General features: G+C 66.7%; 12 protein-coding genes. 2 read left to right on the top strand and 10 right to left on the bottom strand.

What is annotated here, in order from left to right; genetic code table 11:
- Nucleotides 1–6: 6 nt before the first annotated feature.
- The 3 genes from V6F88_RS05350 to V6F88_RS05340 are packed head-to-tail and all read right to left on the bottom strand — an operon-like array spanning nucleotide 7 to nucleotide 5107.
- Nucleotides 7–1575: a type VI immunity family protein gene (locus V6F88_RS05350; protein WP_332608309.1), complete on the bottom strand. Its 1569-nt coding sequence runs from the start codon at nucleotides 1573–1575 to the stop codon at nucleotides 7–9.
- A complete protein-coding gene (locus V6F88_RS05345) occupies nucleotides 1572–2405 on the bottom strand; it encodes a VRR-NUC domain-containing protein (RefSeq protein ID WP_332608308.1) in 834 nt (277 codons plus the stop codon). The genes V6F88_RS05350 and V6F88_RS05345 overlap by 4 nt, the downstream gene beginning before the upstream one ends.
- Nucleotides 2405–5107, bottom strand: coding sequence for a type VI secretion system Vgr family protein (locus tag V6F88_RS05340; protein ID WP_332608307.1), 2703 nt, complete (start codon nucleotides 5105–5107; stop codon nucleotides 2405–2407). The genes V6F88_RS05345 and V6F88_RS05340 overlap by 1 nt, the downstream gene beginning before the upstream one ends.
- A 222-nt stretch (nucleotides 5108–5329) precedes the next feature.
- Here V6F88_RS05340 and V6F88_RS05335 point away from each other — a divergent pair, with 222 nt between their 5' ends.
- Complete coding sequence (locus V6F88_RS05335) at nucleotides 5330–7540, top strand: rhodanese-like domain-containing protein (protein ID WP_332608306.1); 2211 nt, start codon at nucleotides 5330–5332, stop codon at nucleotides 7538–7540.
- A gap of 54 nt (nucleotides 7541–7594) precedes the next feature.
- On the opposite strand, the gene V6F88_RS05330 is transcribed toward V6F88_RS05335, so the two are convergent.
- The 7 genes from V6F88_RS05330 to V6F88_RS05300 all read right to left on the bottom strand — a co-directional run bounded on the left by V6F88_RS05330 (nucleotide 7595) and on the right by V6F88_RS05300 (nucleotide 15213).
- Nucleotides 7595–8743, bottom strand: coding sequence for a GGDEF domain-containing protein (locus V6F88_RS05330; RefSeq protein ID WP_332608938.1), 1149 nt, complete (start codon nucleotides 8741–8743; stop codon nucleotides 7595–7597).
- A gap of 76 nt (nucleotides 8744–8819) precedes the next feature.
- Nucleotides 8820–10379 carry a 3-deoxy-D-arabino-heptulosonate 7-phosphate synthase gene (locus V6F88_RS05325; RefSeq protein WP_332608305.1) on the bottom strand — a complete coding sequence of 520 codons (1560 nt, stop codon included), beginning with the start codon at nucleotides 10377–10379 and terminating at the stop codon, nucleotides 8820–8822.
- Nucleotides 10380–10634: 255 nt separating this feature from the next.
- Nucleotides 10635–11123, bottom strand: coding sequence for a GlcG/HbpS family heme-binding protein (locus V6F88_RS05320; protein ID WP_120157497.1), 489 nt, complete (start codon nucleotides 11121–11123; stop codon nucleotides 10635–10637).
- 122 nt (nucleotides 11124–11245) lie between these two features.
- Nucleotides 11246–11875, bottom strand: a complete 630-nt coding sequence (locus tag V6F88_RS05315) for a response regulator transcription factor (protein ID WP_332608304.1) — start codon at nucleotides 11873–11875, stop codon at nucleotides 11246–11248.
- Nucleotides 11872–13320: a sensor histidine kinase gene (locus V6F88_RS05310; protein WP_332608303.1), complete on the bottom strand. Its 1449-nt coding sequence runs from the start codon at nucleotides 13318–13320 to the stop codon at nucleotides 11872–11874. The genes V6F88_RS05315 and V6F88_RS05310 overlap by 4 nt, the downstream gene beginning before the upstream one ends.
- Before the next feature lie 145 nt (nucleotides 13321–13465).
- Nucleotides 13466–14629: an HPP family protein gene (locus V6F88_RS05305; protein WP_332608302.1), complete on the bottom strand. Its 1164-nt coding sequence runs from the start codon at nucleotides 14627–14629 to the stop codon at nucleotides 13466–13468.
- Nucleotides 14630–14766: 137 nt separating this feature from the next.
- Complete coding sequence (locus V6F88_RS05300; RefSeq protein WP_332608301.1) at nucleotides 14767–15213, bottom strand: MarR family winged helix-turn-helix transcriptional regulator; 447 nt, start codon at nucleotides 15211–15213, stop codon at nucleotides 14767–14769.
- A 246-nt stretch (nucleotides 15214–15459) separates the two neighbouring features.
- Between V6F88_RS05300 and V6F88_RS05295 the strand changes: the two genes are divergently transcribed.
- Nucleotides 15460–17163 (top strand): chloride channel protein, encoded by a 1704-nt coding sequence (locus V6F88_RS05295; protein WP_442880246.1) that lies wholly within the window; start codon nucleotides 15460–15462, stop codon nucleotides 17161–17163.
- Nucleotides 17164–17207 lie beyond the last annotated feature (44 nt).

Genomic DNA, 17207 nt, shown 5'->3' with positions numbered 1-17207 from the left:
TGTCTCCTAACGCAAGAAAGAAACCAGTGCCCACGTCACGTCCTGCCCGTTCACTTGTGGCAGGGGGGCTTGATAAGCGAAGGATTGCGGACCCGTAGGGTGTTCTTCGCAGGTCCACGTGCCGGGATAGGGGCATGGCTGCCCGGACCGCACGCGGACAGCGGCGCTTTGGGCGGTGTCGTGCATCCAGTGCCAGGTAAGGGACCGGCCTTGATATGGCGGCAGCGCCTCATGTTTCGCGACCACGCACAGGACTTCGCCTTTTTCGTCGCCACGCCATTGACCACCCCGTGGGGCCGGCTGGCCGGTTTCGGCCTGGCGTTCCGCTTCGGCTTCGGGTGGGCGTTGATCGATGTCGCGTTGCCAGATGACGCGGCCGCGCGATGGGCCTTGATGGATGGCTGGCGCCGGCTGTCCCGCCTTGAAGTATTGGCGCGAACCTGTCATTGCCAGCGTGTACCACCAGCCGTCCGACGGGATGTCTTCGCCGACGACGACGTGGGTGGGGGTGGGTTCGGCAGGCGCCGGGCTTGGGGTGCGGCCTCGGATCTCAGGGGTCGGCCAGTCGCTGTCGTCATCGAACCGGCAAAGCCAACGCTGCGTGTCGCGGCGATCGAAGCGCTCGTTCGGGTCGCCGTCCCATTCGCCGGCGCCCACGAGATCTAGTTGCGGGTGCCGGATGCGGCGCAGCAGGTGGTTGAGCATGACGGGTAGTTCCGGCACGCCTTCTTCGACGGGATAGAGTTCCGGTTGCGGACCGAGTTCTATCCATTGGCCGAAACTTAACGTATCTATGCGGATACGCGGATCGGCTAGGTGGGCGACAACATCGTCGCGCGAGATCGCCAGCTTCTCGCGCCAAATGTCGGACAGAAAGAAGCCCCAGGTGGGCGGGCGTATGCCCGAAGGCAGCTCGGGCATGAACGCCATGCTGAACGTATCGTCGGTGTCCAGTCCATAAAAGTGCGGAGCCAGCGCCCGGTGCCAGACCGCGATTTCGGATTGCATGCCGAACGCTAACGGCGTACCCCACGCAAAACCGCTATAGACCTGCGCCGGGCGCAAGCGCTCGATGGTATCCAGAAGAAATTTTCGCCACGCATCCTTGTTGTCCAGCCACCATTGCCAACGGTAGTAGAACTGGAGGGAAGAGAAATCTACTTCGGCTCCTCTGTCCCGTTTCCTCCAGAGGTACGCGGCTTGGGTGGGACTGCTTTGGGAGTTTTTTTCGTCAGTAAAGCCAACCGTAAACGACTTGTCGGCACGGATTTTTCGGGCCCACTCGCGAATATCTCCCAGCCTTTTTGAGCCGTACGGATGAGGCCGTTCGGAGTCGGGGTGCGTTGCGACGGTGTAGGGGCGGCCAAGAAGCACTTCGAAGGCTTCGTGTATATCGACCATATCAAGCGTTGTTTGAAGCAGGTGCCGGGGGTCGTAAGTGAAATAGAAGGTCAGGTATGGCGTGACAGCAAGCTCGTAGTCCCCGAGGTTGACTGCGGTATTGGGCCATCGCTTCAGGTCTGTCGCCATGCCAAACACGTCGTCGTCGTTCAACAAATGCTCGTTGGTGCTCATCTGGTTCTCCTTTGATGGCTGCCACGCCCCGATTTGCCGGCGGAAGGCCTGTATCCCGGGCAGTCTTCCGGTACGCGAAGCAAGGCCACTTTTCTGTTGTTGCGACCCATCAGCACGACATAGTCTTCGATCTGATCCCGCTTCACCCAGTCGTTCGGGAACTTGATCTCCACAGCTGCAAATACGTTCTCGACATCAAATGGCTGCTGCCTGTACTCGACGATTACAAGGTCCGGCGCCAAGCTGCCTTTTGGTCGTGGCCAGAAAGGAAAGAACTCGCTGATTCGCCTTGGGCGGGTTGTCGGGTCACCCAGTATGGCCGCGCGCGAGGCCTTGTCGTAATTCGGCTCTGCCTTCAGCGGGCTTTGCCAGGCCAACAAGTCATCAACCACTTCAAACACCAACGACGCGGTGGTTTGTTTCAGTGCGATATCTATCGTGGTCTCAATAACATTGCCCGGGATCTTCTTGCGCAGACGCCTGGGAACCGTCAACGGCGACTTCAGCGCCCATTGGCATACCGTGCTGATCACTGGCCGAAAGGGGATCTTGCGTTCGATGTACTGCCGGTAGGTCACGTTTTCGCTGCGTCCGCGCGACACGGTGCTGTTGCCGCCAGTGCGCACAAAGGTCGAGCTTTTGATATCGATTTCCTCTTTCATGCTCTGAATCACGTCCTTGAGAATGGCTTGGACTTCCTTCTTGCGGTCACCGATCTGCGCCAGGGTTTCGGCGGCTTCGATGGCGGTTTGCGCCGCTTCGTGGGCGGCGTAGGCGCGATAGGCGCGGTAGCCCCAGACGAGGGCGGCGGCGGCGGCGGGTGCGGCCATCAGGTGTCTCCTTCAATGTGGGAATCCAGAAAGGCTTGGTCCATCGGCCCGTGCTCGGCGTGATGCGGATTGATGTCGTCCACGCGTTCCGCGAGCTGGCCGGGGTCGTCTGGGATCTTCTGGTCCTCGCGCATGATCGTCTTGTAGGTCTGCACGTCGCGGGCGCGCGGGGTGTCCAGAAAATCCGTCGCGCCGTCGTTGTCGGTGGTGCCTTCCAGGAGCAGCGTGGCGCCTGTCATGACGCGGTACCGATAACGTTCGAACAGGCGGGTGTCGGTCTTGTGCAGGCGGAACCGGCCGGCGTAGTCGCCGGCGGCGACGTCGGGGGATTTGAAGGCGGGCAGGGTGGCGCTTTGGCCGCCTGGGCCTGAGAAATTGTGCGAGGCGGCCTTCACCGTAAACGTGCCCGGCATGCCCAGTTCGATATTGCCGTCGGCGATCTTGATCGTCGCCCCGCCGCACAACAGCGTGATGTGTTTGTCGGCGGCGACCAGCACGTGTTGTTGGCTGGACGTGATTTCCGCGCTTTGATCGGCCTGGATGCGAATGGCGTTGTGCTGCGCCTGTAGCAGCATTTCGCCTTGATGCGCGATCTGGCGCAGGGCACCGCCTTGCGAGAACAGGCCCAGGTCACCGCTCGCGTTCAGCACGATCTTGTCGCCCGCGCTGACCTGCTGATGCTGCTGCGCGACGCTGTCCACATTGCCACCGGCCGACATCACGATGCCTGCCGGGGTGGCGGCGGCGATGCCGGCTGGGGCGCTTAGCGCGATGGCGCCAGCGTCGCCTTGGCCCGCGTCGTCCGACTGGTTATTGGCGCCGTGGCCCAGGTCGCGCACCGCATCCGACAGGGATTGCTGCGGCCGGGCGTCGTGGGCAACGCCCTCGTGCTTTTCGGCGTAATCCCCCAGGTTGCGGGCGAGTTCCAGCGCCGCTTGCAATGCCGCGACGATATCGGACCGGTCCAACTGCCCGCCCTTGGCGCGCAGTTGCGTCTCGGCCGTCAACAACAACCCCTTCGCCGCCCGCAGCGCTCCGTGTTCATCCGTGCGCAGTTCGAACCCTTCACCGCGAGCTTGCCCACCGCTTGGACGCGGGTGCGTCAAATAGCCCAGATGCAGCTGCGTGTCGCCGTGTTCACTCATCAACGCCGCGCTGATCTGCGCGGACGTGTCATCCAGCCGCAATTCGTTCGCGCGATCGCCCCTGAATTCCTTGCTCTTGATGGTGTTCAGGACGTTGTGCCGTGGCAGTTCATACGGTGGCAGATTGGTCGCCCGGAAAGTTCTGCCGATTATCAGCGGCTGGTCCGGGTCGCCGTTTGCGAATTGCACGATGACCTCTTGTCCGATGCGAGGTATCGCCATGTGACCCCACTGCGCACCGGCCCAGTTCTGCGATACGCGAATCCAGCACGAGCTATGTTCGTCGTGCTCGCCCAAGCGATCCCACGGGAATTGGACTTTGACGCGGCCCCATTCGTCGCAATAGATCTCTTCATTGGGCGGGCCGACCACTGTCGCCATCTGGTGGCCGTCGATGCGGGGTTTGGGTAAGGGCTCGGGTTTCCAATCGACCTTGTCGGGCACCAGTTCAGCGGTGTAGCGGTATTGTGTGCCGTGCTCCGGGCGATATTCCGAGCGGTGCATCGGGCCATGATCCAGCCCGCCTTGCTGACCGTTTTCGGCTCCGAACCCGTCTTCTTCCTGGCTGGCAGGCTGCACGCCCCGATGTTGCATCCGCACGGGTCGCCAACCATGGTTCCAGTCTTCACGAGGATGGCCCGCGAGATCGAACGCCACGCCAGGAACCAGGCGCGCGTCGTCCCCTTCGACCAGCGCCACGCGCGCATCGCGGCGGCGGCCCAGCAAGCGCGTCTGGGTAAACGGTTGACCCGCCTCGTCGCGTTTGTAGCGACCGGGATAGTCGTAGCGTTCGTACCGGGCATCCTGATGAGAAAGATCCGATGCAACCGGCGAATGTTCCTGGCTATAGCGCGGATGCGTGTAGGTGTAATCGCGTTGCGTCTGCACGGCGGTGCGCACGCGCTCTGCATAAGACAACCGATGCAACGCGGGTTCCGCCTGATCACCGCCCGGCATTGGGTTGTAAACCACCGGCCCGCCCGCGATCTCGCCGTGGATGTAAATCCGGTCGCCATGAATCAAGCGGTGCCCATGCGCGGAATGCGCGTAGCGATAGAAATAGCCTTCCTCTGCCGCTAGCCTGTCGATAAACGCCAAGTCCGTGTCGCCTGCCTGCACGCAATATTCGCGCGGCAGGTGGGCATCGGTAGTGATCTGCTCGTAGTCGGTAATGCCTTGGCGCTTGATCACGTCCGCCATGATCTCCGGCACGCAAAGATGCTGATAGATTCGCCAGTCCGAACACAGCGCGGCACGCGCCAAAGACGGTTCCAGCACCAGCCGATACCGCGTGCGCCGAAAGCCCGTGTCGCCTTGAACGAATTCAGTGACGACGCCGTGTACGTGGCGCACCGGCAGCGCCCCGCGCCATATCGTGAACAGGGCCGGCTGATCCAGCAGCGCGCCGAAATCCACCGCGGGATCAAAGCTGGACAATTCCACGCATAGCCGATACGTCTCGGACAGCGCCTCGTCCAGCGTGAATTCAATGACGTCAAACGCCGCGCCGCTGGCGGGCGTAAAACTAAAACGAAAATCGTTCGCGTGCGATGACACAGGCGCCTCCGGACGAGTCAGGTTGACTGATCATCTTGCGCAGGCGGCGACTCGGCCGTCTATAGAACTTCTCTGATATTTCCCGCCTGGCGATTCCCCTTAGGGCCCGCCTGAACCCTTGCGACAACGGTTCGCATATCCATAGACGCATTTCTACGTTGTCGGCGGCGCGCGGGGCACGTAGCCTGAGCCGTTCCCTTATCCGACACCGCGGGTCACCTCATGAGCAATTCCTACCAAGCGGCCAGCCCGGCCACCGGCAAGCACACCGAGCGCGCGCAGGCCGTGCGCGAATTCATCGCCGACGTGCGCAAGCGCGTTCCAGACGCGGCGCGCGCCTCGCCCCAGCAGTTGGCCGAGGCCGCCGCGCTGTTGCAGGCTTTGGGCAGCCGGCGCGACTTGTTTCCGGCCGAGGAATTTCCGTTGGTGCCGGGCCGTCCCGGCACGCTTTACCGCCTGGCGGAAGACGTGGACGGCAGCTATGCGCTGTACCTGTCGCTGGGCGAGGCGGGCAAGGCCCAGCCGCCGCACGACCACACCACCTGGGCCATCATTGCCGGCGTGCGCGGCAACGAGCGCAACGAGGTCTATACCCGCGCGCCCACCGCCGACCCTTTGCGTGACACGCTGACCCACGTGCGCCGCGTGGACGTGGGGCCGGGCAGCTCCATCGTGCTGGGGCCGAACGATGTACACACCATTGAACTGATCGGCGACGAGGCGGGCGCCCACCTGCATTTCTACGGCCTGGCGCTGGACCGGCTGCACGGCCGGGTGGTCTTTGAAAGCACGACGGGCGGCACGTACCGCACGTTCTCGCCGCCGGCCGCCATCTTCCACGCGCGCGTGTCGCCCGACGCCTTGCAAGAGGCGTTGCGCGGCGACGCCGAGATCGCGGTGCTGGACGTACGCGAGGCGGGCCGCTATGCCCGTCGCCATCTGCTGTATGCCGTGCCTGCGCCGCTCTGGCGGCTTGAAGTGTTGGCCGACCGGCTGGTGCCGCGGCGAGACACCCGCGTCGTGCTGGTGGACGAAGACGAATCCCAGGCTCACCTGGCGGCCGCGAAGCTGACGCGCCTGGGCTGGTCGGACGTGTCCGTCCTGGCCGGCGGCACCGACGGCTGGGCGCGTGCCGGGCGGGAGGTGTTTACGGGGACCAACGTGCCCAGCAAGGCGTTCGGCGAAGTCATCGAACATGAAAAGCAGACGCCCTGGATTGATGTGGACGAGCTGCACGAACGCATCTCGCGCGGTGACGATATCGTCGTGGTCGATAGCCGCACACCCGAGGAATTCCATCACTTCACGCTGCCGTTCTCGCACAGCCTGCCGGGGGCTGAACTGGTCTATCGTATTCGCGAGCTGGCGCCGGACCCGAACACTTTTGTGGTCGTCAATTGCGCCGGGCGCACCCGCAGTATCGTGGGCGCGCAGACGCTGATCGACGCGGGCATTCCGAACCGGGTGGCCTCGTTGCGTAATGGCACGATGCAGTGGTTGCTGTCTGGGCGCGAACTGGCCTATGGGCGCCACGCGGCCTTGCCCGAGCCGGGCGATGCCGCGCGGGAGGCGGCGCGGCAGCAGGCGCGTGACGTCGCGCAGCGCGCCGGCATCGGCTATGTGGATGCGGCAACCTTGCACGCCTTTGAGGCCGAGCAGGACACGCGCACGCTGTACAAATTCGATGTGCGCACGCGCGAGGAATACGAGACGGGGCATCTGGAGGGCTGGCGCTGGGCGCCGGGCGGCCAACTGGTGCAGGCCACCGACGACTATCTGGCGACCCGCCGCGCGCGCGTGGTGCTGGCGGATTGGGATGGTGTGCGGGCGTTGACGACGGGCGCATGGTTGGCGCAGCTGGGCGCCGTGGAGGTCTATCTGTATCAGCCGCCGGCGTGGGCCGCGCTGCAAAGCGGTCCCGAGCCGCGCCGCGTGTTGCGCCATCGGCCCGAGGCGGCCAGCGTGCGGCCGCAGGGGCTGCGGGCGGCGCTGGATGCGGACGAGGTGATCGTGTTTGACGTGGAATCGCGCGTGGCCTACGAGCGCGGCCATGTGCCGGGCGCGCGCTTTGCGGCGCCGGACAGGCTGTCGCAATTCCTGTCGCCTGACGATCATCGCACCGTGGTGCTGACGTCGTCCGATGGCGTGTTGGCCAGCGTGGTGGCCGCCGAATTGGCCTGGCGCGGCAAGCATGCCGTGCAGTATCTACTGGGCGGAACCCGGGCCTGGAAGGCGCAGGGCCTGGCTCTGGACACCGGCGCTGCCGGGGTGCTGACCGCTGACGACGATCAAAGCATCAGCCCGTATCTTTTTGAAGACCTGTCGGCGCGCGACGAAGGATTTCGGGAGTACCTGGATTGGGAGCTGGGGTTGGTGGCGCAACTGGAGCGCGACGGCAGCGAACACATCCGCTTGATTCCTGCTGCGCGATAAGGAGGGGGGCGAGCGAGGCAGCGCTACGCCCGCTATCTTTACGGGCCGCGGGCGCTACGCCAGCTCCAGCCGATTGCCGCCCATCGCCTTGGCGCGGTACAGCGCGCGATCGGCCGCCGCCAGGCTGTCGGGCAGCGGCGGCACGTCGCGTTCGTAATACGCCAGACCGATGCTGACCGTGGCGCTTATTGCGCTGCTGTCGCCCGGTGCGGACGTGGATTCGGCGAAGCGCCGCGCCACGGCTTCGCCTAGCGCTTGCGCGCGGCGCGCGTCGTCTGCCAACAGCAAGGCGGCAAATTCCTCGCCACCGATACGGGCCAGCAGCACTCCCGCGCCGGCCACGCCCTGGGCGATATCGGCAAACGTCTTCAGCACCTGATCGCCGGCCTGATGGCCGTGCCGGTCGTTGATGGACTTGAAGTGGTCCAGGTCAAAGGCCAGCACCGCCGCCGGCTGCTGCGGGCCCTTGGCGCGCAGCAGCCGCGCGCCTTCCTCGAAAAACCAGCGGCGGTTGCCCAGGCGGGTCAGGTAGTCCGTTTGCGATTCAAGCAGCAGTTGGCCATGCGCTTCTTCGCGCACCAGCTTGAGCAACGCCATGGGCAGCAACACGGAATACAGCACGCCTTCGTACATCGTGATGCTGCTGGCCGCACTCTGCACGGACGCGCCATGGTGGGCAACGAGCCACGGCAGGATCAGCGCCCGAAAGGCATAGAACAACGCGTGGATGCCGGTGATGGCGACGACAAAGCGCCGTGGCGTCAGCGCCTTCATGGGTGCGCACCGCCACATTTCCCAGGCGGTCAACCCGGCCACGATGGCAATGGGGGCCGCGCTGACGTAGGCCCACACGACGCCTTGCCAACGCGTGCCGGCAATGGCCCAGATCAACGCCATGACGATCAGTAACGCCAGCGATCCGCCCCGATAGCGCCGGCCGTTGAATGCGGCCACGCCTTGCAGCACCAGCAGATAGCCGCCAAGGATGACCAGGTTGCTTAAGGCCGGGCCCAGCCAGGCGGGCAGATAGCCGCGTAGCAGGACCCCGGTGCAGCCGGCGGCGATGGTGGCAAAGCCCGTGGCCAGCAAGCGCAGTTGCTTGCCGCGCTTGACGTTGCTGCGGTGTTCCCAATAGGTCATGCCGGCGCTGGCAAGCAGCGTTCCGATGACCAGGAAATAAAGGGTGTAGAGATCGACGTGCATCACGGCGGGTATCAGCGTAGTGCCGACACGTGTTGCCGACTGCGGGATTTTACGGGGAAAAAAGCAGCGCCGACGGTTACATCGCCGCCTGTTGCGCGGCCGCCAACAGGTCATCGGCATGCACCATCAGCTCGCGCACCAGGTACAGCTGCGGGTACTGATTCAACACGCCCGCCCACTGGGGCGATGTCAGCAAGGACTGCCAGACAGCGTCCAGCTCGCGTGTGTCGGCGGGCCGGCCCCGGGCAAGCTCGCTGGCGTACGCCACGCTTGCGGGCGCGGATAGCAGCTGCATGCGGCAGGCGGCGTTTAGCAGGCGCGGCGCGGGGTCCGCCGGCGCGTCGCTGCAATAGAGCACGGCGCCGGACAGGTCCGTTTCGCCGGTGGGCAGGGCGGCCAGGGACGCGCCGCGTATCGGCACGGCGCCTTGGTGGCTGTGGAACGGGTAGGTCATGCCTGATTCAGCCTGTGCCAGGCGCGCAAGGCCACGCAAGAGCCGGGCGAAGTCGGTGCTGGCGGCGTCCACGGACGCCTTGGCCTCGACCAGCAGGCAGACGTCCCAGGCGGCGGGCTGGGCGGCGGGCGCGACGGGCGCGTTCGGCACGCTGGGCGCATCCACACGGCGCAGCAGCGCAGCGTCCCATTCGCTTTTGGCGCGGTCGGCATCGCCGGGCAGTGTGGGCGGCACGCGCATTGACGTCACCACGCGATAGGCGGCGTTGCCCTCCGGCGCCGCGTTGAGTCGGTCCGCCAGGGCTTGCAGCGCCTGCGAGGCGCGCGCTTCGACTGCCGCGCCGCGCTGCTGCGCCGCCACGCCTTGTGCCACGGCCCCGGGGCTGCCCGAGCGGGGGCCGTTGCGGTTCCATAACGCCTGATAGCGCCGTACCCAAGGATCCAGGGCCAGCTCGTCCAGGCGTTGCAAGCGTTCCAATGCGGCGCCGTCGCGCAAGCGGGACAGGCTGCGCGCCAGCGCGGGGTCGTTGGCGGGGTCGTGGTCTGGGGCGTTGGCCGAGGCGTTGTCAGGGGCGTTGTCAGGGGCGTTGTCGGGGGCGTCAACTGCGGCGTTGTCAGGGGCATTGGCCGGGCCGTCGGCAAGGTCTTTGCCTGGGCCGCTAGCGGCACCCCCCAGCGATTCCAGTTGCGGCACCGCAGCCGCCAGCGCGGGCCAGGACGCGGCCGAGGCAGCCGCCTGAAGCCGGGCCAACACGGTGCGCAGCGGGCCGGGGGGCATGCGTTCCAGCTTGGCGGGGTGGGCGATGGCGTTGACGGCGGCGACTACGTCGCGTCGGTCAGCCTCGGCCCCAGCGGATAAGGACGCGTATTCGCGGACCTGTGGCGCCTGGTGGCGCAGCACCATCGCCTGGATGGCGGGGTCGCCCTGGTCAGGGCGCATGGCTTCGTGGATCAGTTGCGCCAGCGCGTCGATAAAGCACTGCTTGACCGAGGCCGGCGGGGTGGTGGCGCGGGCCAAGGCCTGGCGGGCCTGGTCAATGGCCACGGCCAGGCGGGTCGCGCAAGGGCGCTGGGACAACACGGATGGGTCCGTGTCGCCGGCCAGGGTGGCCGGCACCCGATAACGTCGGGCGACGATGCGTAGCGTTTTGTCCAGCAAGGCGGGGCGCGGCGGCAAGGGCATGGGAGGCTAGGGCGATCAGGGCGTTTTTCTGATGGGGCGCCCGTAAGCCTAGCCTGTTGACGCCGTGCGCGCCAATCGCAAACCCGGAAACCCGCGATCCCACGAACCCGCGACCCCACGAACCCGAAACCCGAAATCCGAGATCCGAGATCCGAAATCCGAAATCCGATATCCGAAATCCGAAATCCGAAACCCAAAATCCGAAACCCAAAATCCGAAACGCGGGCGGGTCGCCTGGACCGCGCCCGCCGTCGATCACTTGAACAGCGCGGCGTTCTCTTCCAGCACGGTGTCGGCGCATTGCGCATCCAGGTTGCCGCCGGGTGCGCCGGCCACGCCGATGGCGCCGATCACGTTGCTGCCTGCCTTGACCGGCACGCCGCCGCCCAACAGCAGAAAGCCCGGGATGTCGGTCAGATTGGCGGCGCCGGGGTTCTTTTGCGCGTTTTCCATCATCGTCAGCGTGGGCGTCTTGGCCGACACCGCCGTGAAGGCCTTGGCGCGGCTGGCTTCGATCGTGTGCGGGCCGGCGTTGTCGGCGCGGGCAAAGGCCTTGAGCAGCCCGGCGCGGTCCACGACCGAAGCGCTAACGTTGTAGCCCTTGGCCTGGCAGGCGGCGACCGTGGCGGTGGCCAGTTTTTGCGCGTCGGCCATCGACAGGTTGCTTTCGGTCAGCACGGCGGCGTGGGCGGCGCCGGCAAAGGCCAGGGTGGACAACAGGGTGGCAAGCGTGACACGGTTCATGGTCTGCATCCTTTGATTTCAGAGGGTTCGGTAGGAGCAGTCAGTGTGGCCAAAACCGGCGTTGCGCGGTATACGCCCGACTACGCGCGCGCCTCCGTAGCGTTACGGAGGCGCGGCGCGCGCTAGTCGAGCAGGGTGGCGTATTGGCGGATCAGCTGCGCCAGCGAGTCGGCTTCGAGCTTGGCGAAGACGTTGGCGCGATACGTTTCGACGGTGCGCGGCGACAAGTCGAATTCGCGCGCGATTTCTTTGTTGCTCATGCCACGCACGATGCGTTCCAGCACCTCGTGTTCGCGGCCGGACAGGCGCGCCAGCCGGTCGGCGGCTGCCTGCGTCACGGCCAGCCTTTCGCGGCTGGCCACGTGCGTGCGCACGGCAGCCTGCACCGCGTCCAGAAACACGTCGTCGTCCACCGGCTTTTGCAGGAACTCCATGGCGCCGCCCTTGAAGGCACGGCGGCACAGGTCCACATTCGCGTGGCCGGTCAACATGACGACGGGCAGGTCGGATTGGTCGGCCAGGCGGTTCAGCACGTCCAGGCCGCTGATGCCGGGCATGCGGATGTCCAGCACGACGCAACCGATTGCGCTGGCCGGCAGCTCCGACAAAAACGCCTGCGGGTCGGCATAGCCGCTGCTGGCCAGGCCCACGCTGCGCAGCAGCAGCGCCAGCGCGTCGCGCACCGCGTCGTCGTCGTCCACCAGGTACACCCGGGGCGACTGTTCGGGCGTGCGGTTGGGGCCAGGGTTCATGCGGGGCTCTTGTTGCAAGGCAGGCTGACGGTAAAACACGCGCCCGAGGGTTTGAGGTTGTGCGCGGCAACGCTGCCGTCCATCGAGCCGGCCAACGTTTCGCACAAGGCCAGCCCCAGGCCCATGCCTTGCGCGCGCGTGGTGTAGAACGGCGTGAACAGGCGCGGCAGCGCGTCGGCGGCGATGCCTGGGCCGTTGTCGCTGATGCTGAAGCGGTAGACGTCGCCGGAGGCGCGGCTGTCCACCCGGCCTTCCAGCTGGATCACGCGGGCGCCGTCGGTTCCGGCCAGCGCGTCGGCGGCGTTTTGCACCAGGTTGTGCAGGATCTGTTCCAACGCCACGCGGTCACCCAGCGGCCGCGCGCCGGGGCTGGCGTTGTGCCAGACAAGGCGGATGCCCTGCCGGGCGAGCTCGCTTTCCCGTAGAAAGCGCAGCGCGGCCACCAGCGCGTCCGGGTCCAGCGCTTCGCGCCGCGCGGGCGAACGGGGTTGGACCAGCGCGCGCATGCGGCTGATGATGTCGGCCGCGCGCTTGGCCTGCTCGGCGCTGGCCAAGAGCGCGTGGCGCACGGCGGGGCGCTCGTCCTCGTCGTCCAGCAGACGCTGGGCGGCGCGCGTCTGCGCCAGGATGGCGGTCAGCGGCTGGTTCAATTCATGCGCGATGCCGGCGGCCATTTCGCCCAGCGCGCCCAGACGCGCCATGGCGGCCAGCCGCGCCTGTTCCTGTTGGCGACGGGCCTCGGCGCGGGAACGCTGCCACGCGGCGGCGCCGGCCACCAGCAGTGCGCTGGCAAGCGCCCACGCGGTCCATGCCGTCCACGGCCAATATGCCGGCGTCAGGATGCGGCTGCTGCGCATCTGAAACGGTTGGCTGGCCGCGCCCAGGGGCTTTTGCAGCGTCATGGGCAGGCCGCGCGCGTCCTCGGGCTGTTTGTCCAGCAGCGCAAGCGGGCGCTGATCCACCAGCAGGCTCAGGTTGCTGAGATTGGGCGGGAAGTCGGCGGGGGGCACCAGTTGGCGGGCGTCGATCAACAGGCTCCAACTGGACGGCGCGATCAGCCAGTAGCGCGCGGCGTCCAGCGGCAAGGTCACCGGGCGGCCCAGCCGCGCGGCGCGGGCCACGGCCGCGGACAGATCGGGCGGCGGCGGCAGGCTGCCGGCCCACGCGCCGTCGGCCAGATAGCCCAAGCCCAGCAACTGCGGCATGGCAGGGTGCAGGCTGGGGTACAGACGTTCGGGCGTGGGGGGATGCGACAGGGCCGTCAGCGTGGCCAGCACGGCCTCGTGCTGCACGGTCTTCTGGCTGAGCATGCGCTGGGCGATGCTGGTGCCTTGAAAGAAGCGGTCGTGCTGGTCCAGGTATTCCTGGCGGGCGATCCAGGCGGCGCCCAGCAAGAACAAAACCAACCAACAGAGGAGGGCGCGGATGCGCGATAGGGGATTCACGCGTGAAATTATGCCTTGCGGCAAGCGCGCCCCGACATCCGTAGGGTTACGGAGGCGGGGGGGGCGAAGGCGCGGGTAACGAAGGCGGCGGTTTTGGGACGATGGCTTCGGGGCGATGGCTTCGCGGGCGATGGCTTCGGAGGCGTCAGGCCGCGCGCTGGGGGGCATGGTCGCCGGATTCGGCCTGCGAACTGGCCGACACCGCTATTTGATACAGCGCCGCCACCAGGTCCGACTGCGTCACCAGCCCCTGCAAGTTGCGCGAGCCGTCCAGCACCGGCACGCAGTGCACGCTGTCCGACATCGGGCGGGCCAGCTCAATTACGGGCAGGCCGGGCGTGGCGAAGGGCACTTCGCTGCGCATGCAATCGGCTACCAGCAATTCTTGAGGCGGCGTGCCGTCCGGCATGGCGGCCAGCGGACGCGTCTTGCGCGCCAGCACATCGGCCTGCGCCACCATGCCCGCGTAACGACCGGCGGCGTCCAGCACCGGCAAGGCTTGCAGCCGGTGCTTGTCGAACAAGCGCACGGCGTGGTCAAGCGGGGCGTGCTCTTGCACGGTGACGACATCGCGCGACATGATGTCCGCGCAGGAAACGTCGCCAAAGCGGCGCACGCTGGCGCGCAGCTCGGCGGCCAGCACGATGTCTTCCAGGTCTTCCTTGCTGATGTCCAGCAATTCGCCGCGCTGCGCCAGGGCCTCGTCCAGGTCGGCGCGGGAAAAGCCCAGGCGGGTGCTGGGCGCGGCATCGCGCGTGTGATGGCTTTGCGCGGGGTCGGCGTGGCGGCGCGGGTAGTTGCGCTTGAAGGCGCCGTTGAACGCCACGGCGATGCACAGCAGGATCAGTGAATTCAAGCCCACGGGCCACAGGGCAAAACCATAGCCCAGGCTGGCCACCGACGGCCCGCCCAGCACGGCCGTCAACGCCACCGCCCCGCTGGGCGGATGCAGGCAGCGCAGGCTGAACATGGCGCCGATGGACAAGGCCACCGCCACGGCGGCCGCCACGCCCGGCACGGGGATCATCTGTGCGCAGAACACGCCGATCAGCGCCGACACCAGGTTGCCCGCCATGATGGACCAGGGCTGCGCCAGCGGGCTGGCCGGCGCGGCAAACAGCAGCACGGCCGATGCGCCCATGGGGGCGATGAACCAGGGGCTGGCCGCGCCCAGCGCATGCCGCCCCACCCATTCCGTGCAGAACAGTCCGACCAGCGCGCCCAGCACGCCCACCAGCTTTTCGCGCCCGTTAACGCCTACCGGCGCTGGCGCGAATGCGCTCAGCCAGCGCTTTAATGCCACACCCAAAACGATCTCCTCGCGTGCTTGAAATATGTCGCGGGACGACAATTTATCACGCGGCGCGGTGTGGGTCGGTTATGAACTTATGCGGGGGCGGAGGGGCCCGGGGCGGCGCAGGATGCGCGCTCGTCCCAAGGCACCCCTCAGGCCGTGTCGTCGCCGATGCGCGCCAGCAGGCGACCCAGCAAGGGCCGCATCGCGCGCAATTCTTCCAGATGCGAGGCCGACAGGCTTTCCAGCACGCGTTCGGCCTTGGGCGTCAGAACCACTTCTACCCGGCGGCCGTCTTCGGGGTCGGCCTCGCGGCTGACCAGGTCCAGACGCGCCAGGCGGCCGACCAGCTCGGCCGCCGTGTGCGGCCGGATCAACAGCCGATCGGCGATCTCGCCGACATACAGGCCGCGCCGGTCGGGCGCGCTTTTGCGCGTGCCCTTGATGGCCAGCAGGGTTTGGTGCTGCTGCGGCGTCAGCGCCAATTCGGCGGCGGCGCTTTCGCTGAACGCGGCGAACGTGCGCAGCGCGTAGCGAAAGTCAGCCAACAGCTCGTAGTCGGCGGGGGACAGCGGAGTGGGGGACGGAGACGTTTTCACAAGGGCAATTCTAATATATGTCGTGATACGATATAAATAAGCAAATCAAACCGTCCTGGCAATCCCATGTCTTCAACGCCTGTTTCCCCATTGTCCGAGTCCCCCGCATCGCGCACGTCCGCCACATCGCCCACGGCCTCGCTATCCCCGGCATTGCCTGCGTCCCCGTCGTCTATCCGGTCAAAATCCGGCGCATCCCCCCACGCTCATCGGCTGGGCGACTTCACCACCGACCGTCGCGTGGTGATGCTGATGGCGTTGGCCGTGCCCGTGGGCCTGGCCAGCGTGTTGGCCGCCTGGGCCTTGCTGCGGCTGATCGCGCTGTGTACCAACCTGGCCTACCACGGCCAGTTTTCCTTTGTTGACCAGCCCATCACGACCGGTGCGCTGGGATGGGCGTCCGTTGCCATCCCGGTCGTGGGCTGCCTGATCATCGGCTTGATGGCGCGGTACGGCTCCGAGAAGATCCGCGGCCACGGCATTCCCGAGGCGATGGAAGCCATATTGATCGGCAAGAGCCGCATCCAGCCCAAGGTGGCGGTGCTGAAACCGGTGTCGTCGGCCGTGTCGATCGGTACCGGCGGGCCGTTCGGCGCGGAAGGGCCCATCATCATGACGGGCGGCGCCATCGGGTCGCTGCTGGCGCAAACGATCCACCTGGACGACGGCGAGCGCAAGACCTTGCTGGTGGCGGGCGCCGCCGCCGGCATGACGGCCATCTTCGCCACGCCGCTGGCCGCCATTCTGTTGGCGGTGGAATTGCTGCTGTTCGAGTGGAAGCCGCGCAGCTTCCTGCCCGTGGCGGTGGCGGCGCTGGTGGCCGCCGCCGCGCGCGCCTTCATCCTGGATGCCGGGCCCATTTTCGCGTATGCCGGCGCCTTGTCCTTTACGCCGGGTCACCTGTTGGCGTGCGCGGCGGTGGGGGTGCTGGCCGGCCTGGGCTCGGGCGTGCTGACGTCCTTGGTGTACGCGGCCGAGGACCTGTTTGAAAAACTGCCCTTGCATTGGATGTGGTGGCCCGCGTTTGGCGGGCTGGCCATCGGCATCGGTGGCCTGATCGACCCGGCGGCGCTGGGCGTGGGCTATGACAACATCCGCCACCTGCTGGCGGGCGATCTGGCGTTGCAGGCCGTGCTGGTGCTGCTGGTGGTCAAGGTGGCGATCTGGTCCATCGCGCTGGGGTCGGGCACCTCGGGCGGGGTGCTGGCGCCCTTGCTGATTTTTGGTGGGGCGCTGGGGGCGCTGGCCACGCCGTGGCTGCCCCAGGCCGATCCCGGCTTCTGGGCGCTGGTGGGCATGGCGGCCATGATGGGCGGCACCATGCGCGCACCGCTGACCGCGACGCTGTTCGCCGTCGAACTTACCGGCAACCTGAGCGCGCTGCTGCCCGTGCTGGCAGCCTGCGTGTTCGCCTACGGCATGACGGTGCTGCTGTTGAAGCGGTCCATCCTGACCGAGAAAATCGCGCGGCGCGGGCATCACGTCAGCCGTGAATACCATGTGGATCCCTTCGAACTGCTGCGTGCCGAAGCGGTGATGACGCATCCCGTTGAGTCCTTCGCGGCAAGCATGACGGTGGCGCAGGCCATTGCCCATTTCACGACGCTGGGACACGTGCATACCAGCTACCCGGTGGTGGACGACGAGGGCGTGGTGGTGGGCACGGCGACTCGCGCGGATTCGCTGGCGTGGGCGCTGGGTGAAACGGAGGACACGCGCACGCTGGCGCAAGCGCTGGCTGGCCGCGAACCGGTGCTGGGCTATCCCGACGAACTGGCCAGCCGCATCGCCGACCGCATGGCGCTGTCCGGGGTTGGGCGTGTGCCGATCGTCGACCGCGCCAGCCATCGCTTGCTGGGCTTGGTGGGCCGGCGCGACCTGTTCCGCGCGCGGGCTCAACGGCTGCGCGATGAAACGCAGCGAACGGCATATTTCCGCCGTGCTTCCTGACCGCCGCCGTGCTTCCTGCTTTCCGATGCGTTTCCGGTTTTCAG

Origin of the sequence: Achromobacter sp. ESBL13 (genome assembly GCF_036668755.1) — a bacterium.
Taxonomy (GTDB): domain Bacteria; phylum Pseudomonadota; class Gammaproteobacteria; order Burkholderiales; family Burkholderiaceae_B; genus Achromobacter.
The sequence above is the reverse complement of the archived record's forward strand: the minus strand, read 5'-3'. Positions and strand labels throughout refer to the sequence as shown.

What these genes read in the sequence shown, in the direction of transcription:
- V6F88_RS05345 (WP_332608308.1), bottom strand. Translation starts at nt 2,405, where the DNA reads ATGGCCGCACCCGCCGCCGCCGCCGCCCTCGTCTGGGGCTACCGCGCC.
- V6F88_RS05320 (WP_120157497.1), bottom strand. Translation starts at nt 11,123, where the DNA reads ATGAACCGTGTCACGCTTGCCACCCTGTTGTCCACCCTGGCCTTTGCC.
- V6F88_RS05315 (WP_332608304.1), bottom strand. Translation starts at nt 11,875, where the DNA reads ATGAACCCTGGCCCCAACCGCACGCCCGAACAGTCGCCCCGGGTGTAC.
- V6F88_RS05295 (WP_442880246.1), top strand. Translation starts at nt 15,460, where the DNA reads ATGCTGATGGCGTTGGCCGTGCCCGTGGGCCTGGCCAGCGTGTTGGCC.
- V6F88_RS05335 (WP_332608306.1), top strand. Translation starts at nt 5,330, where the DNA reads ATGAGCAATTCCTACCAAGCGGCCAGCCCGGCCACCGGCAAGCACACC.
- V6F88_RS05330 (WP_332608938.1), bottom strand. Translation starts at nt 8,743, where the DNA reads ATGCACGTCGATCTCTACACCCTTTATTTCCTGGTCATCGGAACGCTG.
- V6F88_RS05325 (WP_332608305.1), bottom strand. Translation starts at nt 10,379, where the DNA reads ATGCCCTTGCCGCCGCGCCCCGCCTTGCTGGACAAAACGCTACGCATC.
- V6F88_RS05350 (WP_332608309.1), bottom strand. Translation starts at nt 1,575, where the DNA reads ATGAGCACCAACGAGCATTTGTTGAACGACGACGACGTGTTTGGCATG.